Raw genomic sequence first — 13,698 nt, 5'->3', positions numbered from 1 at the left:
ACTCCAAGGTGGCTCGATACGATGGCTCTTCCGCTTTGGAGCAAAGGACATGGCATCCGTAAGCGGTCAAGGCCGATGACCCGGCGCCGACTGAGCTGTCCGGCGGAAGGCGGTGCAACTCTCGTCACCGCAAGGACCTCGGGTCCGGTATTGTCGTCCACGGTCTGGACGTCGATCCGCAGGGCGACTGTTCTTCGGCCCCTTCGCCAGCAGAAGCCGGCCGGTCAGTTGAACTATGGCTCGAGAAGGGTGGTCAATTCAGCTCCCTCATCAGCGACAAAGACGGCTATCAGTTCGGCCGGTTCGGTGTTGCTCGCGTTGGCGGAGACGAGATGCGTCGCGCCGGGCGGTTCGAAGAACGATTGCCCTACCTCGAACGTCTCCAGCGGGCCACCGCCCAGCTGTGAGCGGACCTGACTTTTAGTGATGTAGGCGGTCACCGAGCCGCCTCAGGGAGGAGGCTGATGCCAAAGCGCGTAGTGTCGATGTCGAGAGCATCCGCCGACGTCAAATGCTTAGGCCGGACCACAGCAATGTGGGGGAGCGGCTCCGAGGACCGGGAATGTGTTCCGGACATCTGACGGTACTTGAAGATTGTGTTAGCGCCAGCACTGTCTGTGTTTGTTGCGCACGCGGCGGGCCATCCAATCGATAGACTTCGATAGCTAGCGGAATAGCTAGTGCTTGTGAGGAGCAAAATTATTCTGTGAATTCAAGACTGAAAGATTGCAGCGGGTATACCGTCGGCATTTGTCCGTCAGACATGGAAATTTGTATTTGCAAATCAACAAGGAAGCACCGTTCGAAATGATAGAGTGGGAGTAGCGCGGCCTGCGGCTATCGCGCAGTTTGGCGTAGTTTGATGCAAGTTGTTCTCACTTCCTTTCACATCGGGGACGCTGACCGAAATCATTAGCTTGGCTTAGCCCGATCGAGGTTCGGCTTTCCACCGCGTTTTCGCTATTGGAGTACTGCGGCGCAGTTAATCGTAAGGAGGGCGATTGACCTGTTCAGCCCTCAAGGTGAGGATGGCTCAGCTGCCGTTAACATCGAATGCCGCTACCATCCGCGTTTGATCTCGACGCCAAGATAGTTGGAGACGTGGCCGCCGGCGTTTTCGGATCGCATTGCCGATGGCAAAGTGCATTGCCTCGACCGCAAACGAGGTGGCGCTCGATCGTCCAGTCGACGCGCGCCTGACCGTAACTTCCGATGTATGAACCCGGCCGACCAGCGGAATTCGCTACAGGCACATCAGCTCGGTAATGGCGAAAACGTGCAATCGCCGGCGAGGTGAGACACTCGCCGGCGACGCATCGCCTTCCGCGGGAGTGCGCTTTACCGCGTCAGGCGAACCACGTCCTGTCTCAGCAGGTAGAGCGAGACGGCGAGCAGCACGAGATCCTTCAGAAGGAAGGCCGAATTAATCGTCATCGCTGGAAAGCCTCCGGCGCCAGCATCCCACGCGTCAGGAACGAACGGCAGGACCGTGAAGGTAGCGATGAAGGTGAAGGTCGAACCGAGGGCGCCGAGCATGCCGGCTTTCTTGTTCCAGAAACCCAGAAGCAGCAACGTGCCAAAGGTCCATTCTGAGGTGCCGAGAAAAATGGCGGTGCCGCGAATGCCCAAAACCGGAATCGTCCAGAAGATAAACGGGCCGTGGGTAATTATGGGCAGCAGTCCTCTGATCTCCGCTTCGAACCATTTGTCGTACCCGAACCACGCGAAGATGATCACCATTGCGGCGCGGAGCAGGTGGTAGTCGAGGTCCTCGGCAAGGAGGCCGGACCGGTGCAGGGCGCGGACGATCGGGTTTTGAGCGTTAATGGAGAGCGTACTCATGGTCGTAATCCTTTCTGCTGGAGATCTGACTGGACGCGGCATCGCTTCACGCGACGCGGGGAAAGTCGATCTCGGTGTCGTTGATGCGGTTGAAGACGTTGGTGAAGACGGTCGTCGCGAAAGCGAGGCTGATCTCGACGAGCTGCGCGTCGGTGTAGCCGGCGGCCCTGATCGCGGCGAAGTCGTCGTCGCTGACGGTGCCGCTGGACTGGGCGAGCTCGCGGACGAAGCGGATCAGCGCGTCGCGCTTCTCGTCGCCGGTCGCCCGGCGCTCACGGATGTTCTTCAACTCGTCGGGCTTGAGGCCCGCGAGCTTGCCGAGCAGGCTGTGAGCGGCCACGCAGTAGTCGCAACCTGCGACCTCGGAAATGACGAGCTTGATGGCTTCCTGGTCGCGCTTCGACAAGGAGCCCGCAGAGAGCACGGTGTCGGCGGCGAGGACGGCCTTGAGCGCGGCCGGGCCGTGGGCAGCGATTGCCGCGAAGGTATTCGGCACGCTGCCGATAGCCTTCTTGATCTGGGCATAGACCTGGCCCGAGGGGCCGGCGTCGGATTCGAGATTGGGGACTGAAAGACGGGACATGTTGGCACTCCTTCGTTGGGTTGGGTGGTGAACGATTGCGGAGTAACAATAAGAGCCCGACATGAGACTTTGAATGTCGAGAAATCTCGACTATATGCCCCATCGTCTCATGTTGGCTCGGTAGGAGAGAAGCGATGGACTGGCTCAGCAGGTTGTTCGAAATGATGCCGGTGCGCGGCCGATTGGATTTGCGCTGCTCCTACGGCGCGCCCTGGCGGATCGATCAGGGGCCGGGCGAAGCGAACGAGATTCCGTACCACGCGGTCGTCGGCGGCTCGGCCGTGCTGGAGGATCCGGCCGACGGCAAGCCGCTGCGGCTCGAGACCGGCGATATCCTGCTGCTGCCGGGCAACCCACGGCACGTCATGCATGACGGCGGCGGGGCGCGGCCGAAGCCGGCACGAAACCGCCAAGAGCTCAATCTCGTCATCAGCGAGAACACCGGCAAAGGCGAGCGGCTCGACCTGTTGTGCGGACACTTCACGATCGCGCCCCCGCACGACCGCCTGGTGCGCAACTATCTGCCGCCGCGCCTGGTCGTGCATGCCGGTGGCGACGGCGGAGGAGAAAATGCAACGCAGCTCGCCGGCCTGGTCACACTGATGCGCGGCGAGACGGCCGTTGACCGTCTCGGAGGACGCGCGATGCTGAACGCGCTGTCGACCGCGATGTTCGCGCTGGTGCTGCGGCTCGCAAGCGAAGCAGAAGATGCGCCGCGCGGCCTTCTGGCCTTGGCCGGTCATCCGCGTCTGGCGCCGGCCGTGGCCGCCATGTTCGCCGATCCCGCGCGTGCCTGGTCGCTGCCCGATCTCGCGAACCTGTGCAACATGTCGCGTGCTACCTTGGCCCGCCAGTTTCAGGAGAAGCTCGGGCGATCGGCTTCCGACCTTCTGACCGACATCCGGATGACGATGGCTGCGAATGAGTTGAGGAAGTCGTCGCTTTCGACGGGTGCCGTGGCCGAGGCGGTGGGATATCAATCCGAAGCCGCCTTTCAGCGCGCCTTCAAGAGCCACATGGGCGTCACGCCGGCGCAGTGGCGCAAACTGCAGGAGCCGAAGGGCCGGGACATCATCGCAAGGCCGACGGCGGATGCCGCCCGGGCCGACGAAAGCGGGCCAGCGAGGGGCCGGGACGCGCCCTCGCTGGCCCGGAGTTGACGTAGGCCCGCTCAGGCCGCCGCGGCGGATCGCGCAGCGGGGTAGTCCGTGTAGCCGCGCGCGTCGCCGCCGTAGAAGGTCGATCGGTCGTAGGGCGTGAGCGGCAACCCTTGTCGGATCCGCTCTGGCAGATCCGGGTTCGAGATGAAGTGGCGACCGAAAGCAACGAGGTCGGCATCGCCGAACGTGACGACGGCTTCCGCCGAAGCCGGGGTGAAGCCGCCGGCGGCGATCAAGGTCCGCGAGAACTTCGGCCGCAGGTGCTGTGCTGCAATCGGAGCTTTGCCGTGCGTGATCTCCTCGGTGCCCTTGATGCGCGGCTCGACGACGTGGAGGTAGGCGATGCCCAGGCGGTCAAGCTGCGTCGTAACGTAGCCGAAGGTCGCCGCAGGATCGCTGTCGGACATCGAACCATAGGTGCCGCTCGGGGCGATTCGCACGCCGACGCGATCGGCTCCCCAGACAGAGATGGCGGCCTGCGTGACCTCCAGCATGAAGCGGGCGCGGTTTTCGATCGGGCCGCCGTACTCGTCGGTTCTCTTGTTGGTTCCGTCCTGCAGGAATTGGTCGGGCAGATAGCCGTTCGCGCCATGGATCTCGACGCCATCGAAGCCCGCTCGCAGCGCACGCTCGGCGCCCGATCGAAACTCTTCGATGATGCCGGGGATCTCATGCAGTTCGAGTGCGCGAGGCATCGAGAACGGGACCTCGCCGCGCTTGGAATACGCGTAGCCCTCGGCTTGAATGGCGGAGGCCGCGACGGGCGCGTCTCCGTTCGGCTGAAGATCGACATGCGATTGCCGGCCGACGTGCCACAATTGCTGGAAGATGCGGCCGCCCTTGGCGTGGACCGCGTCGGTGACGCGCCGCCATCCCGCGATCTGGGTGTCGGAGTAGATGCCCGGAGCGCCGGCGTAACCGTTGCCGCGGATCGAGACCGGGGTGGCCTCCGAGATGATCAGCCCGCCTTTCGTCGTGCGCTGCTTGTAGTATTCGACCATCAGCTCGCTCGGGATGTCACCGGGATCGGAGCGCATCCGCGTCAACGGCGCCATGGCGACGCGATGGGACAGACGGTAGGGGCCGACCTGGGTCGGGGTGAAGAGCTTGGACATCGACGTATTCCCTTCGGGGGGCTGGGGTGGAAGGACAGCGGCCGGTGGTCGTTGCCCCACCGGCCGCCTCATGTGCCGTCACGCGTGGACGGCGGCCGCCCGCTGGAGCACCGGGATCATGTCTTCAGGCTCCGGCCGGCGGGTGTAGTCGGGATTCACTTCGGAATAGAGGATCACGCCGTCCTGCCCGATGACGTAGCGGGCCGGCATCGGCAGCGTCCAACTCGGGTCGTCGTTGAACGTCGGCAGATCGTTCTTGAGCTGCTTGTAGAGCTCGACGAGATAGTCGGGCAGGTGGAAGCGCAGTCCGAAGGCGGCGCCGACCTTGCCCTTCGCATCCGACAGGATCGGGAAGGAGAGCTTGTTCTGACGCACCGACTTGCGGCTGTTCGGGGCGGTCTGGGGCGAGATCGCGACCAGCGAGGCGCCGTACTTGTCGAACTCCGGCTTGACGGCTTCGAGCGCCTGCAGCTCCATGTTGCAGTACGGGCACCAGACGCCGCGGTAGAAGCTGAGCACCAGCGGGGCGCGTTTCAGCAGGTCCGCCGAGTTCACGACGTTGCCCTCCGGATCCTTCAGCGAAAACGACGGAGCGAGGTCTCCGGCCTTCCTGGCGCGCTTGGCCGCGCCGGATTCGATCAGCTCCGCGGTGGCGCGATGCATCGTATCGATGACCGAGCGCGGAACGTTGTAGGGCGGCTTTCCGGCCTCGAAATCGGCCTTGAAAGCGTCGAGCTTGGCTTGAAGCGACATCGCAAGTCTCCTTGGCGTCTGCGGGACGGCGGCGCCGCCCATTTCGTGGAAGTCACGTGCAGCAACCTAAAGGAGACCGCCACGGGAGGTAGCCGGCTCGTCGGACTAGACCTTATTCCGGGTTGGAATGATGAGGGCGCCGCGCGTCAGCACCCCTTGCAGATGACCAGCTTGCGGTCCAACTCCGCGTCGGCCTGACGTTGTTGGCTTTCCCACGCGGCGACGGATTCATGTCGGGGGACGTCGGCCAGACGGGGCTGGCGATGGCCGACCGGAGCAACCCACGGCAAGCGGGACGTCAGCACCGCCGGCGCGCGGTCGGCGCTGCGGGACACATCGGGATATACGGCGACGGCATACCGTTGATCGGCTGCGTGCGCCGGCGACAGCAGGGCGGCCGACAGCGCTATGCGTCCGGCTGCCTTGCTCAAGCGATACAGGATCGATGTTCGGGACATGGTGACACTCCGCTTGCGAGAGCTCTGGATGAGCTGCTCCGTTGCGTGCCACCGTACTCATGCGACTGAGATTTTGAATGCGAGCATGGCTCGAAAGAATGCCGATTCGTCTCACGTCCTGCTCCGAGGCCAAGGTCAGCCCCTCCTGCGGCTTCGAGCTCAGGCGCTGAAGGAGCGTTCGAAGAATCCGACGAAGGCTCGCGCCTTCGCCGTCGCCGCGCGCCCGGTCGGAAGCACGGCCCAGAGGTCGAGGGGCGGAAGACTCCATTCGGACAAGACAGTGCGGACGGCGCCGGATTGCAGCTCCGGGCTGAACATCCATTCCGACGCGATCGTCAGGCCCGCATGCGAGAGCACTGCGGCTCTCACGCCTTCCGCGGCGGTCACCCGCAATTTGCTTTGAACGCTGACCGACAATTCCGTGCTCTCGCGGCTGAAGGACCAGACGCTACCTTCCCGCAGATAGACCACGGCTTGGTGTTTGCTCAGCTCGCTCGGCGTCGAGGGTATGCCGGCCCGATCGAAGTACGTGGGCGTGCCCAGAACGAAGCGCTTGCATCGGCCAACGCGGCGAACGGTCAACGATGAATCCATCATCTTCCCCATCCGGAGGGCCACGTCGATGCCTTCCTGGACGAGATCGATCTGACGGTCGTCCAGGATAACCTCGAGATCCAGCTCGGGATGCTGCGCCATGAACCGGGGCAACATCGGAATGAGATGAATCCGGGCGAATGTCACGGCGGCGCAGATGCGCAATCGTCCTTTGAGACCTGCTCCCGCTCCGCGTGCGGCGAGCTCGGCCTCTGCCGCTTCCTCGAGCGCCCGCCTGGCGCGCTCGAGATATCCAACTCCGGCTTCCGTCGGAGTGAGCCCGCGCGTCGAGCGCGTCAGCAGCTTGACCCCAAGATATTCCTCCAACTGCGCGACGGACTTTGAGACGGCCGGTTGGCCCACTCGAAGCTGCCGGGCCGCTCCGGAGAAGGAGCCGGTTTCGACCACGCGCACGAACGTCTCCATCGAGGCCAGACGATCCATCCTATTCTCCGCAGGAATGAGCGATATCGCTCGTCCCTATCTGCCACGACGGGCCGGAATTGGCCATCTCTGCGGGCAAAGGAGAGATAGCGATGAGCTCCAATCAACACCCGATCGCGACACCTTTTCGGAAGGCTGGGACCGTCGCCAGGCGCATGACCTCGGCCAAAGCCGTCGTCTACGAAACCGTTCAGACTCTGAGCGGGACGGTAAGGGCTGCCTTGTTGGCCTATGCGATGACGGGGAGCGCGGTGGCCAGCCTGGCAATCATTGCCGCGCCGTATCTGGAGACCTTGGTGCGTTGCATGTTCCATTGTCGAGGATGAAAAAGCACGGCGGCCTGAGCGCCTCGATCGCGTTGCAGGCGCGGCAAGTCGGAAGCAGGAGGCCTCCAATGGAATACCCGAGCGAGCATCGGACGGCGGCCACGTCAGCGACCCCAATTTCGGATTCGGAAAGTATGCCGGGCCAAATCGTCTTGGTGCTGCAGGGCGGCGGAGCGCTCGGCGCCTACCAGTCCGGCGTGTACCAAGCGCTGCATGATGCTGCCATCGAGCCCGACTGGATCGTCGGCACTTCCATCGAGCCATCAACGCCAGCCTGATCGCGGGAAACGCGCGGCAGGACCGTCTGCCGAAGTTGAAGGAGTTCTGGAGCAGGGTGCAGCGCGAGCCCGACTGGCACTTCGGCGCGCTGCCGGGACTCGCCGACAACTGGTCGTACTGGAGGACCGTGACGCGCGGGATATCCGGCTTCTTCACGCCCAATCCCCTTGCCCACCTCGGCGACTTCTACCCGCTGGGCTCGGAGCACGCCGGCTACTACTCCACAGCGCCGCTCGAGGCCACGCTCTCTGAACTCGTCGACTTCGACCTGATCAACCGGGGGAGTCCACGCCTCACTGTGGGGGCCGCGCACGTGCGCACCAGCCGGATGACGTATTTCGACAGCCGCCGCTGCAAGCTCGATGTGAAGCACGTGATGGCGTCCGGAGCGCTGCCGCCCGCATTCCCCGCGGTGCGCGTTGACGGCGAGCTGTATTGGGATGGCGGCATCCTGTCGAACACGCCGACGGAAGTCGTGTTCGACGACGATCCGCGCCGGGATTCGCTGATTTTTGCCGTCCACCTCTGGAATCCCGTCGGTGCCGAGCCGACCACGATGGCGGAGGTTCTCAACCGCCAAAAGGACGTCCAATACTCCAGCCGGATCGCAAGCCAGATCACGCGGCATCAGCAGGCGCACCGGCTGCGACACGTCATCAATGAGCTCGCGGCGCGATTGCCGGAGTCCGAGCGTGACCGGCCGGAGGTGCGCGAACTCGTCGCCTACGGCTGCCAGACGCGGATGCACGTCGTGCAGCTCCTGGCTCCGCAACTGTCGCAGGAGGATCATACCAAGGACGTCGATTTCAGCTCCGCCGGTATCAAGCAGCGTTGGGAGGCGGGCTACGCCCATACCAACGCCGTGCTCGCGCGCAAGCCTTGGGTCGGCCAATTCGATCCGTTGTCGGGCGTGATTCTGCACGATGGCGAGGAGTTTGGGAAACTCGCGGCCGAGTAGGGGCGATCCTACCCAGGACCGGCGGCGCTGAGTTGATAGAGCCGGCCGGTCGCGTCGAGATCTTCGACGCGCCATTCGCCTCCGACCCCGTCGATCATCCACCTCAGCAGCGCCCACAAATCGCTATCGACCTTGGCGTCGTCCAACGGCTCCAGCGCGGAGGGCACAGCGTAGACCTCGATCCCGTCCGGAAACGGCTCGCCGCTCCGCCCGATGAACACCAGGGCGTAGGTCATCCCGGAAGGAGCCCGCACGTAGCCAGGCCGCGACAAACCTTCCGAATTCAGAGAAAAGGTTCGGACGAAGAAATCGCGGAACGCCGGGTAGTGCCCGACGCGGTCCTCGGTCAGCACCAGCGCCCTTCTCGTTCCGGCAAGCTCCGGACTATCGATGATTTCTATGTTCGTCACGACTGCCTCGCGTCGATACGGTTGAGGAAAAGATTGATCGTCGCGGCGATCTCGGCTCCCGAGTCCTCCTGCAGGAAGTGTCGCCCGGTCACGAGCAGGGGCCCTTCGGCATGAGGGATCAGCTCCTTGAAACGGGTCGCGAACGTCTTGTGATCGAAAACCTCGTCCTCCCTGCCCCACACAAGAAGCGTCGGAAACTTCGACTTCTTCAACTCGCGCTCGAGCCATTCGAAGCGCGCCAATCCGCGGGCGCTCTCGTCCAGAGGAATCCAGCGCGGCCAAGTCCAGGTCAGAAGACGCGAGCCGGGATCCGGCAATATGCCTTCGTAGACGGCCTGAGCCTCGGCTGCGAACTTCTTTCGATCGACCACCGACAGGTACATGCCGCGGCCGGCGAGGGCGTTGTGGCGCCCAAGAAGATAGGGGCCGACCAAGGGCGCGTGCATCATGCGCCAAGGGAATATTCGCTTGTGGAATTCGGCCGGCGGCAACGGCCAGGCCCACGTGCTCATGATCACCAGGGCGCGGACGCGGTCGGGATTGGACAATGCGAATCCAAGACCCGTGGGCCCACCCCAATCGTGGCAAACCATGGTCGCGTCGCGCACGTCCAATTGGCGCAGCAAGCCCGTGAGATTTGCGATATGGCCATCGAGGCTGTGCGCCTGTTCGCGAACCGGCTTCTCCGACAGGCCAAATCCGATCATGTCAGGAATGATGACGCGCCGGCCCGCCTCGGTCAGCGGCTTCACGAACTTGCGGTAGAGAAACCCCCACGCCGGGTTGCCATGCAGGAGAATGACCGGATCGCCGGCGCCCTCGTCGACGTAGTGCATGCGCCAGCCCGTTGACACGCTTGAACTTGGGCTCGAACGGCCACTGCTCCTGTGAGAACACTTGCGCTGCTCCTGCGGCTCTCATTCCGTTCTCCCTTGTCTCGATAGGACGTCCGCCCAACGCCCCTGATCGAGTACGTCGAGCATTGCGGAGGCCCGGTCACCGTCGAACGTGATTGATAAGGTCACGCGCGGTCCGCGTCTGATCTCGGTATTGCCGGGCCGAAACGGCTATGATGCCGGCTCCATTCTAACCAGCTTCGACGCAGGCATATCTATTATTCCGCTGGGGAATGCTGAGCGCTCCGGACGAACGGTTCGTCACCCTTACCCATCATTCGATTGCCTGCCCCATTCTTTGGAGGAATGATTGATATCGCCTCCGCCTCTCTGCCTAGGGGAGCTGGAATGAAGCAGGGTGCGGATGCCAACCCAAGCTTTGCCAACAGGAGAGCGCACATGATCAACGGCTTCTCGATCCACGACAACTCCACCGCACCAGCGGCCTCGGCCGAGATTCTCAACGGCGTCCAAAAGGCGTGGGGGTTCGTTCCCAATCTTCATCGCGTGCTGGCGGAAAGTCCCGCTGCTCTGGAGGCTTACAGCACCCTTTGGGAAATTGCGGAAAAGACCGGATTCACCCCGCAGGAGCGCAACATCGTCTATCTCGCGATCATCTACGAAAACGAGTGCACGTATTGCATGGCCGGCCACACCAATCTGTCGCGCATGGCAAAGGTCGACGACGACACGATCGCCGCCGTCCGCGAGGGCCGGCCGATCGCCGATCCCAAGCTGCGGGCGCTGCGCGAGTTCGCCGCCAAGATCACCCGCCAGCGCGGATTCGTGAGCGAGGCCGACGTCGCCGCGTTCAAGGCTGCGGGCTACGACAACCGCGCCGCACTCGATATTCTCGTCCTCGCGGCTACGAAGCTCATCTCGAACTACACCAACCATCTCGCGCAGACGCCGAACGACGCCTTCATGAAGGGCGCCGAGTGGAGCGCACCCGGAAAGTTGAGGCCGGCTGCCTGAGCTAGATGCGGGGCGCCATGCCTAGGCGCGGGCGCCCTGCATCTCTTGGCTGACGAATGAGCGAGGAGATCCAAATGATCGAGCTTTACTATTGGCCGACGCCGAACGGCCACAAGATCGCGATGTTCCTGGAGGAGGCAGGACTGAACTACACGATCCATCCCGTCGACATCAGCGCCGGCGATCAGTTCAAGCCCGACTTCCTCGCCATCTCGCCGAACAACCGCATGCCGGCCATTATCGACCTTGTGCCGTCCGACGACGGCGACCCGATCAGCGTGTTCGAGTCCGGCGCGATCCTGCTGTATTTGGCCGAAAAGACAGGCCGGTTCATGCCGAACGACGTCCGTGGCCGCAAGACGGTGATGGAATGGCTGTTCTGGCAGGTCGGCGGGCTGGGGCCGATGGCCGGACAGAACCATCACTTCGGGCTCTATGCGCCGAGCAAAATCCCCTATGCGATCGAGCGCTACGTCAAGGAGACGAACCGTCTCTACGGCGTGCTCGACCGCCATCTCGAAAACCGCACGTTCGTCGCGGGCGATGACTACAGCATTGCCGACATGGCGTGCTACCCCTGGATCGTGCCCTGGAAGCGCCAGCAGCAGAACCTCGACGACTTCCCGAACCTGCGGCGCTGGTTCAACAGCGTTCGCTCGCGCCCGGCGACGCAGCGCGCCTATGCGAAAGGCGAGCCATACTCGAATCGCCCGACCGTCACCGAAGAAGGAAAGAAAATCCTGTTCGGTCAGACTGCCGCAGGTGTGCGGGCAAAATGACGAACGCGGTCGCTCGTTCCCGACGATGTCGCGGAGATGGCGACTTTTTCAGTGACAGGCGAACGCACCTACGGCGATCGCGTACTGCGAGGCGCCGCGACACGAAGACGTTTTCAGCCAGATCGAAGCGGTCGGGCTCGGCAAGGAACATGTGAGGAGGATCATCCGATGACAAGGCGCGAGACAGTCGATGTAGGCGGCGTTCAGATCAGTTATCTCACCGCCGGCGACGGCGGTCCTCTGGTGCTGCTGCTTCATGGCACCTATTGGAGCCGGGTCTGGCAGCCCGTGCTCGATGGCATTGCCGCCGCGGGCCTGCGCCCCATGGCGGTGGACTTCCCCGGCTTTGGCCGCTCGGCTGGTGAACTCACGGTGGAGGAGGCTTCGGTCCCGCGGCTTTCCGCCTGGCTGCTGCGTTTCCTCGACGCGATCGGGCACAAGGGGCCCGTGATGGTCGCCGGCCACGACATCGGCGGAGGCGTGGCGCAGCACCTGATGCTCGCAGGTGCCGTGGAGGTGCCGCGCGTCGCCGTGGTGAACGGGATCATGTACGATTCCTGGCCGGTGCCCGGCGTCGCCCGCTTCCGAGACCCGACAGTGGCGGCCGCGACGACGAGGGACGACATTCTCGCCGCGCGTCGCGTGTCCGTCGTGAAGGCGCTAGGGCGTCCTGCGAGCGAAGCCGAGATCGCCGAATACCTCGAGCCCTGGACGGATCCGAGGGTCGCACGATCGTGGCTGGCGCTCGCCGGAGCGGCGGACCACCGCTACACGATGGAGATGCTGCCGGCGCTGCTTCAATCCAGGAAGCCCAAGCTTCTGGTTTGGGGCGTGGACGATCCGTTCCAGACCGTCAATTTTGCCGAACGCTACGCCCGTGAGATACCCGAGACCAAGCTCGTCCGGATCAGTTCGGCAGGACACATTCCGATGGAGAATGACCCCAAAGGCGTGGCGGGAGCTCTGGCCGAGTTCTTTGCGAAGCAGTGATGGAGAGTGGTCCGATGAAAGTTGCAATCCTCGACGACTACCAGAATGTGGCGCTGCAGCTCGCCGATTGGTCCGGCGTCCGTCGCCGCGCCGAGATCACGGTGTTCAACGACCACGTGGCCGATCCTTCGGCAGTCGTCGAACGGTTGCGACCGTTCGACGTGGTATGCGTCATGCGTGAGCGCACGCCGCTTCCACGGGAAATCCTGGATCGATTACCTAACCTGAAACTGATAGCTTCGACGGGGCCCCGAAACGCATCGATCGACAGCCAGGCCGCGACCGACCTCGGCATCGCGGTCACCGCGACCGGCTACGATTCCACTCCGACCATCGAGTTCACCTGGTCGCTGATTCTGGCCGGCATGCGGGGCATCGACCGTGAGGCTGCTTCGCTCAGGGCCGGCGGGTGGCAGACCGGTCTCGGCACGAACCTGCGCGGCAAAAGCCTCGCGATCGTCGGATTAGGCAACATCGGAAGGGAAGTCGCTCGCATCGGTCTCGCCTTCGGAATGAAGGTGATCGCCTGGAGCCAGAACCTAACCGAGGAGAAGGCCAGTGCCGCCGGTGCTACTCTCGTCGACAAGCAGACCCTGTTCCGCGAGGCGGATGTCGTGACGATACATCTAGTGCTGAGCGGCCGTACCAGAGGCCTGGTCGGAGCGCCCGAGTTCGCTCTGATGAAGCCCACCGCGAAACTGGTGAACACATCGCGTGGTCCGATCGTAGACGAGGCGGCCCTCATCGAGGCGCTGCGGGCGCGCAAGATCGCCGGCGCAGCGGTAGACGTGTTCGATCATGAGCCGCTGCCCTCCGATCATCCCTTTCGGAGGCTGGAAAACGTCCTGGCGACGCCTCACCTCGGCTACGTCACCGAAGATCTGTACCGTATCTTCTATGGCGATGCCGCGGCCAACATCGCGAAATGGCTCGAGGCCAACGCGACATCTGCATAGCTTCGGACAACGGGCTGGCAACCACTAGCAGCAAGACAAGACGTCTCACCGATCCCTACCCCCAGCGATCGTGACTCTGGGCATGGCCGCGGGACGCGAAAGGTATCGGCTCCTGTCATTCCTGGTCGGAATGAACAATATCACCTCGAGAAAACTGCCGGGCCGACCGCGGATGCGCAA

At 63.4% G+C, this 13,698-nt stretch carries 14 protein-coding genes and 2 pseudogenes; 7 read left to right on the top strand and 9 right to left on the bottom strand.

The features are described from left to right. Window positions 1-233: 233 nt before the first annotated feature. From QA642_RS28900 to QA642_RS28890, 3 genes and pseudogenes are all read right to left on the bottom strand, one after another. Window positions 234-446, bottom strand: a pseudogene (locus tag QA642_RS28900) (hypothetical protein); the annotation flags it as partial. Between the two features lie 892 nt (window positions 447-1,338). After that, the gene (locus tag QA642_RS28895) at window positions 1,339-1,842 is read right to left on the bottom strand and encodes a DUF417 family protein (RefSeq protein ID WP_283079873.1); all 504 of its coding nucleotides are present in this window, start codon (window positions 1,840-1,842) and stop codon (window positions 1,339-1,341) included. 46 nt (window positions 1,843-1,888) lie between these two features. After that, a complete protein-coding gene (locus tag QA642_RS28890) occupies window positions 1,889-2,425 on the bottom strand; it encodes a carboxymuconolactone decarboxylase family protein (protein WP_283079872.1) in 537 nt (178 codons plus the stop codon). A gap of 134 nt (window positions 2,426-2,559) precedes the next feature. Between QA642_RS28890 and QA642_RS28885 the strand changes: the two genes are divergently transcribed. Then, entirely contained in the window at window positions 2,560-3,585 is a 1,026-nt protein-coding gene (locus QA642_RS28885; protein WP_283079871.1) for an AraC family transcriptional regulator, read from the top strand. Between the two features lie 11 nt (window positions 3,586-3,596). On the opposite strand, the gene QA642_RS28880 is transcribed toward QA642_RS28885, so the two are convergent. The 4 genes from QA642_RS28880 to QA642_RS28865 form a co-directional block, all read right to left on the bottom strand. Continuing rightward, complete coding sequence (locus QA642_RS28880; RefSeq protein ID WP_283079870.1) at window positions 3,597-4,700, bottom strand: alkene reductase; 1,104 nt, start codon at window positions 4,698-4,700, stop codon at window positions 3,597-3,599. Between the two features lie 78 nt (window positions 4,701-4,778). Beyond that, on the bottom strand, window positions 4,779-5,453 hold the full coding sequence (locus tag QA642_RS28875) for a peroxiredoxin-like family protein (RefSeq protein WP_283079869.1): 675 nt from the start codon (window positions 5,451-5,453) through the stop codon (window positions 4,779-4,781). A 146-nt stretch (window positions 5,454-5,599) separates the two neighbouring features. After that, on the bottom strand, window positions 5,600-5,911 hold the full coding sequence (locus QA642_RS28870) for a hypothetical protein (RefSeq protein WP_283079868.1): 312 nt from the start codon (window positions 5,909-5,911) through the stop codon (window positions 5,600-5,602). 159 nt (window positions 5,912-6,070) lie between these two features. After that, window positions 6,071-6,949: a LysR family transcriptional regulator gene (locus tag QA642_RS28865; RefSeq protein ID WP_283079867.1), complete on the bottom strand. Its 879-nt coding sequence runs from the start codon at window positions 6,947-6,949 to the stop codon at window positions 6,071-6,073. 92 nt (window positions 6,950-7,041) lie between these two features. Here QA642_RS28865 and QA642_RS28860 point away from each other — a divergent pair, with 92 nt between their 5' ends. Both QA642_RS28860 and QA642_RS28855 read left to right on the top strand, forming a co-directional pair. Then, window positions 7,042-7,275, top strand: a complete 234-nt coding sequence (locus tag QA642_RS28860) for a hypothetical protein (protein ID WP_283079866.1) — start codon at window positions 7,042-7,044, stop codon at window positions 7,273-7,275. 134 nt (window positions 7,276-7,409) lie between these two features. Further along, window positions 7,410-8,512: pseudogene (locus tag QA642_RS28855) on the top strand (patatin-like phospholipase family protein). Window positions 8,513-8,520: 8 nt separating this feature from the next. On the opposite strand, the gene QA642_RS28850 reads toward QA642_RS28855, so the two are convergent. Both QA642_RS28850 and QA642_RS28845 read right to left on the bottom strand, forming a co-directional pair. Continuing rightward, entirely contained in the window at window positions 8,521-8,865 is a 345-nt protein-coding gene (locus tag QA642_RS28850) for a hypothetical protein (protein ID WP_283079865.1), read from the bottom strand. A 53-nt stretch (window positions 8,866-8,918) separates the two neighbouring features. After that, window positions 8,919-9,758, bottom strand: coding sequence for an alpha/beta fold hydrolase (locus QA642_RS28845; protein ID WP_283079864.1), 840 nt, complete (start codon window positions 9,756-9,758; stop codon window positions 8,919-8,921). A 459-nt stretch (window positions 9,759-10,217) separates the two neighbouring features. On the opposite strand from QA642_RS28845, the gene QA642_RS28840 reads away from it, so the two are divergent. From QA642_RS28840 to QA642_RS28825, 4 genes are all read left to right on the top strand, one after another. Beyond that, on the top strand, window positions 10,218-10,793 hold the full coding sequence (locus tag QA642_RS28840; protein ID WP_283079863.1) for a carboxymuconolactone decarboxylase family protein: 576 nt from the start codon (window positions 10,218-10,220) through the stop codon (window positions 10,791-10,793). A 74-nt stretch (window positions 10,794-10,867) separates the two neighbouring features. Further along, entirely contained in the window at window positions 10,868-11,572 is a 705-nt protein-coding gene (locus QA642_RS28835) for a glutathione binding-like protein (protein ID WP_283079862.1), read from the top strand. Between the two features lie 168 nt (window positions 11,573-11,740). Continuing rightward, window positions 11,741-12,562 (top strand): alpha/beta hydrolase, encoded by an 822-nt coding sequence (locus QA642_RS28830; RefSeq protein WP_283079861.1) that lies wholly within the window; start codon window positions 11,741-11,743, stop codon window positions 12,560-12,562. A gap of 14 nt (window positions 12,563-12,576) precedes the next feature. Beyond that, window positions 12,577-13,518 carry a D-2-hydroxyacid dehydrogenase family protein gene (locus tag QA642_RS28825; protein ID WP_283079860.1) on the top strand — a complete coding sequence of 314 codons (942 nt, stop codon included), beginning with the start codon at window positions 12,577-12,579 and terminating at the stop codon, window positions 13,516-13,518. The last annotated feature ends 180 nt before the right edge of the window (window positions 13,519-13,698 follow it).

It is taken from the genome of Bradyrhizobium sp. CB2312 (assembly GCF_029714425.1).
In the GTDB taxonomy this organism is placed as follows: domain Bacteria; phylum Pseudomonadota; class Alphaproteobacteria; order Rhizobiales; family Xanthobacteraceae; genus Bradyrhizobium.
This window is presented reverse-complemented; position numbering and strand designations above follow the sequence as displayed.

Coding starts and splice junctions, on each gene's coding strand:
- QA642_RS28895 (WP_283079873.1), bottom strand. CDS start 1,842: ATGAGTACGCTCTCCATTAACGCTCAAAACCCGATCGTCCGCGCCCTG.
- QA642_RS28890 (WP_283079872.1), bottom strand. CDS start 2,425: ATGTCCCGTCTTTCAGTCCCCAATCTCGAATCCGACGCCGGCCCCTCG.
- QA642_RS28885 (WP_283079871.1), top strand. CDS start 2,560: ATGGACTGGCTCAGCAGGTTGTTCGAAATGATGCCGGTGCGCGGCCGA.
- QA642_RS28880 (WP_283079870.1), bottom strand. CDS start 4,700: ATGTCCAAGCTCTTCACCCCGACCCAGGTCGGCCCCTACCGTCTGTCC.
- QA642_RS28875 (WP_283079869.1), bottom strand. CDS start 5,453: ATGTCGCTTCAAGCCAAGCTCGACGCTTTCAAGGCCGATTTCGAGGCC.
- QA642_RS28870 (WP_283079868.1), bottom strand. CDS start 5,911: ATGTCCCGAACATCGATCCTGTATCGCTTGAGCAAGGCAGCCGGACGC.
- QA642_RS28865 (WP_283079867.1), bottom strand. CDS start 6,949: ATGGATCGTCTGGCCTCGATGGAGACGTTCGTGCGCGTGGTCGAAACC.
- QA642_RS28860 (WP_283079866.1), top strand. CDS start 7,042: ATGAGCTCCAATCAACACCCGATCGCGACACCTTTTCGGAAGGCTGGG.
- QA642_RS28845 (WP_283079864.1), bottom strand. CDS start 9,758: ATGCACTACGTCGACGAGGGCGCCGGCGATCCGGTCATTCTCCTGCAT.
- QA642_RS28840 (WP_283079863.1), top strand. CDS start 10,218: ATGATCAACGGCTTCTCGATCCACGACAACTCCACCGCACCAGCGGCC.
- QA642_RS28835 (WP_283079862.1), top strand. CDS start 10,868: ATGATCGAGCTTTACTATTGGCCGACGCCGAACGGCCACAAGATCGCG.
- QA642_RS28830 (WP_283079861.1), top strand. CDS start 11,741: ATGACAAGGCGCGAGACAGTCGATGTAGGCGGCGTTCAGATCAGTTAT.
- QA642_RS28825 (WP_283079860.1), top strand. CDS start 12,577: ATGAAAGTTGCAATCCTCGACGACTACCAGAATGTGGCGCTGCAGCTC.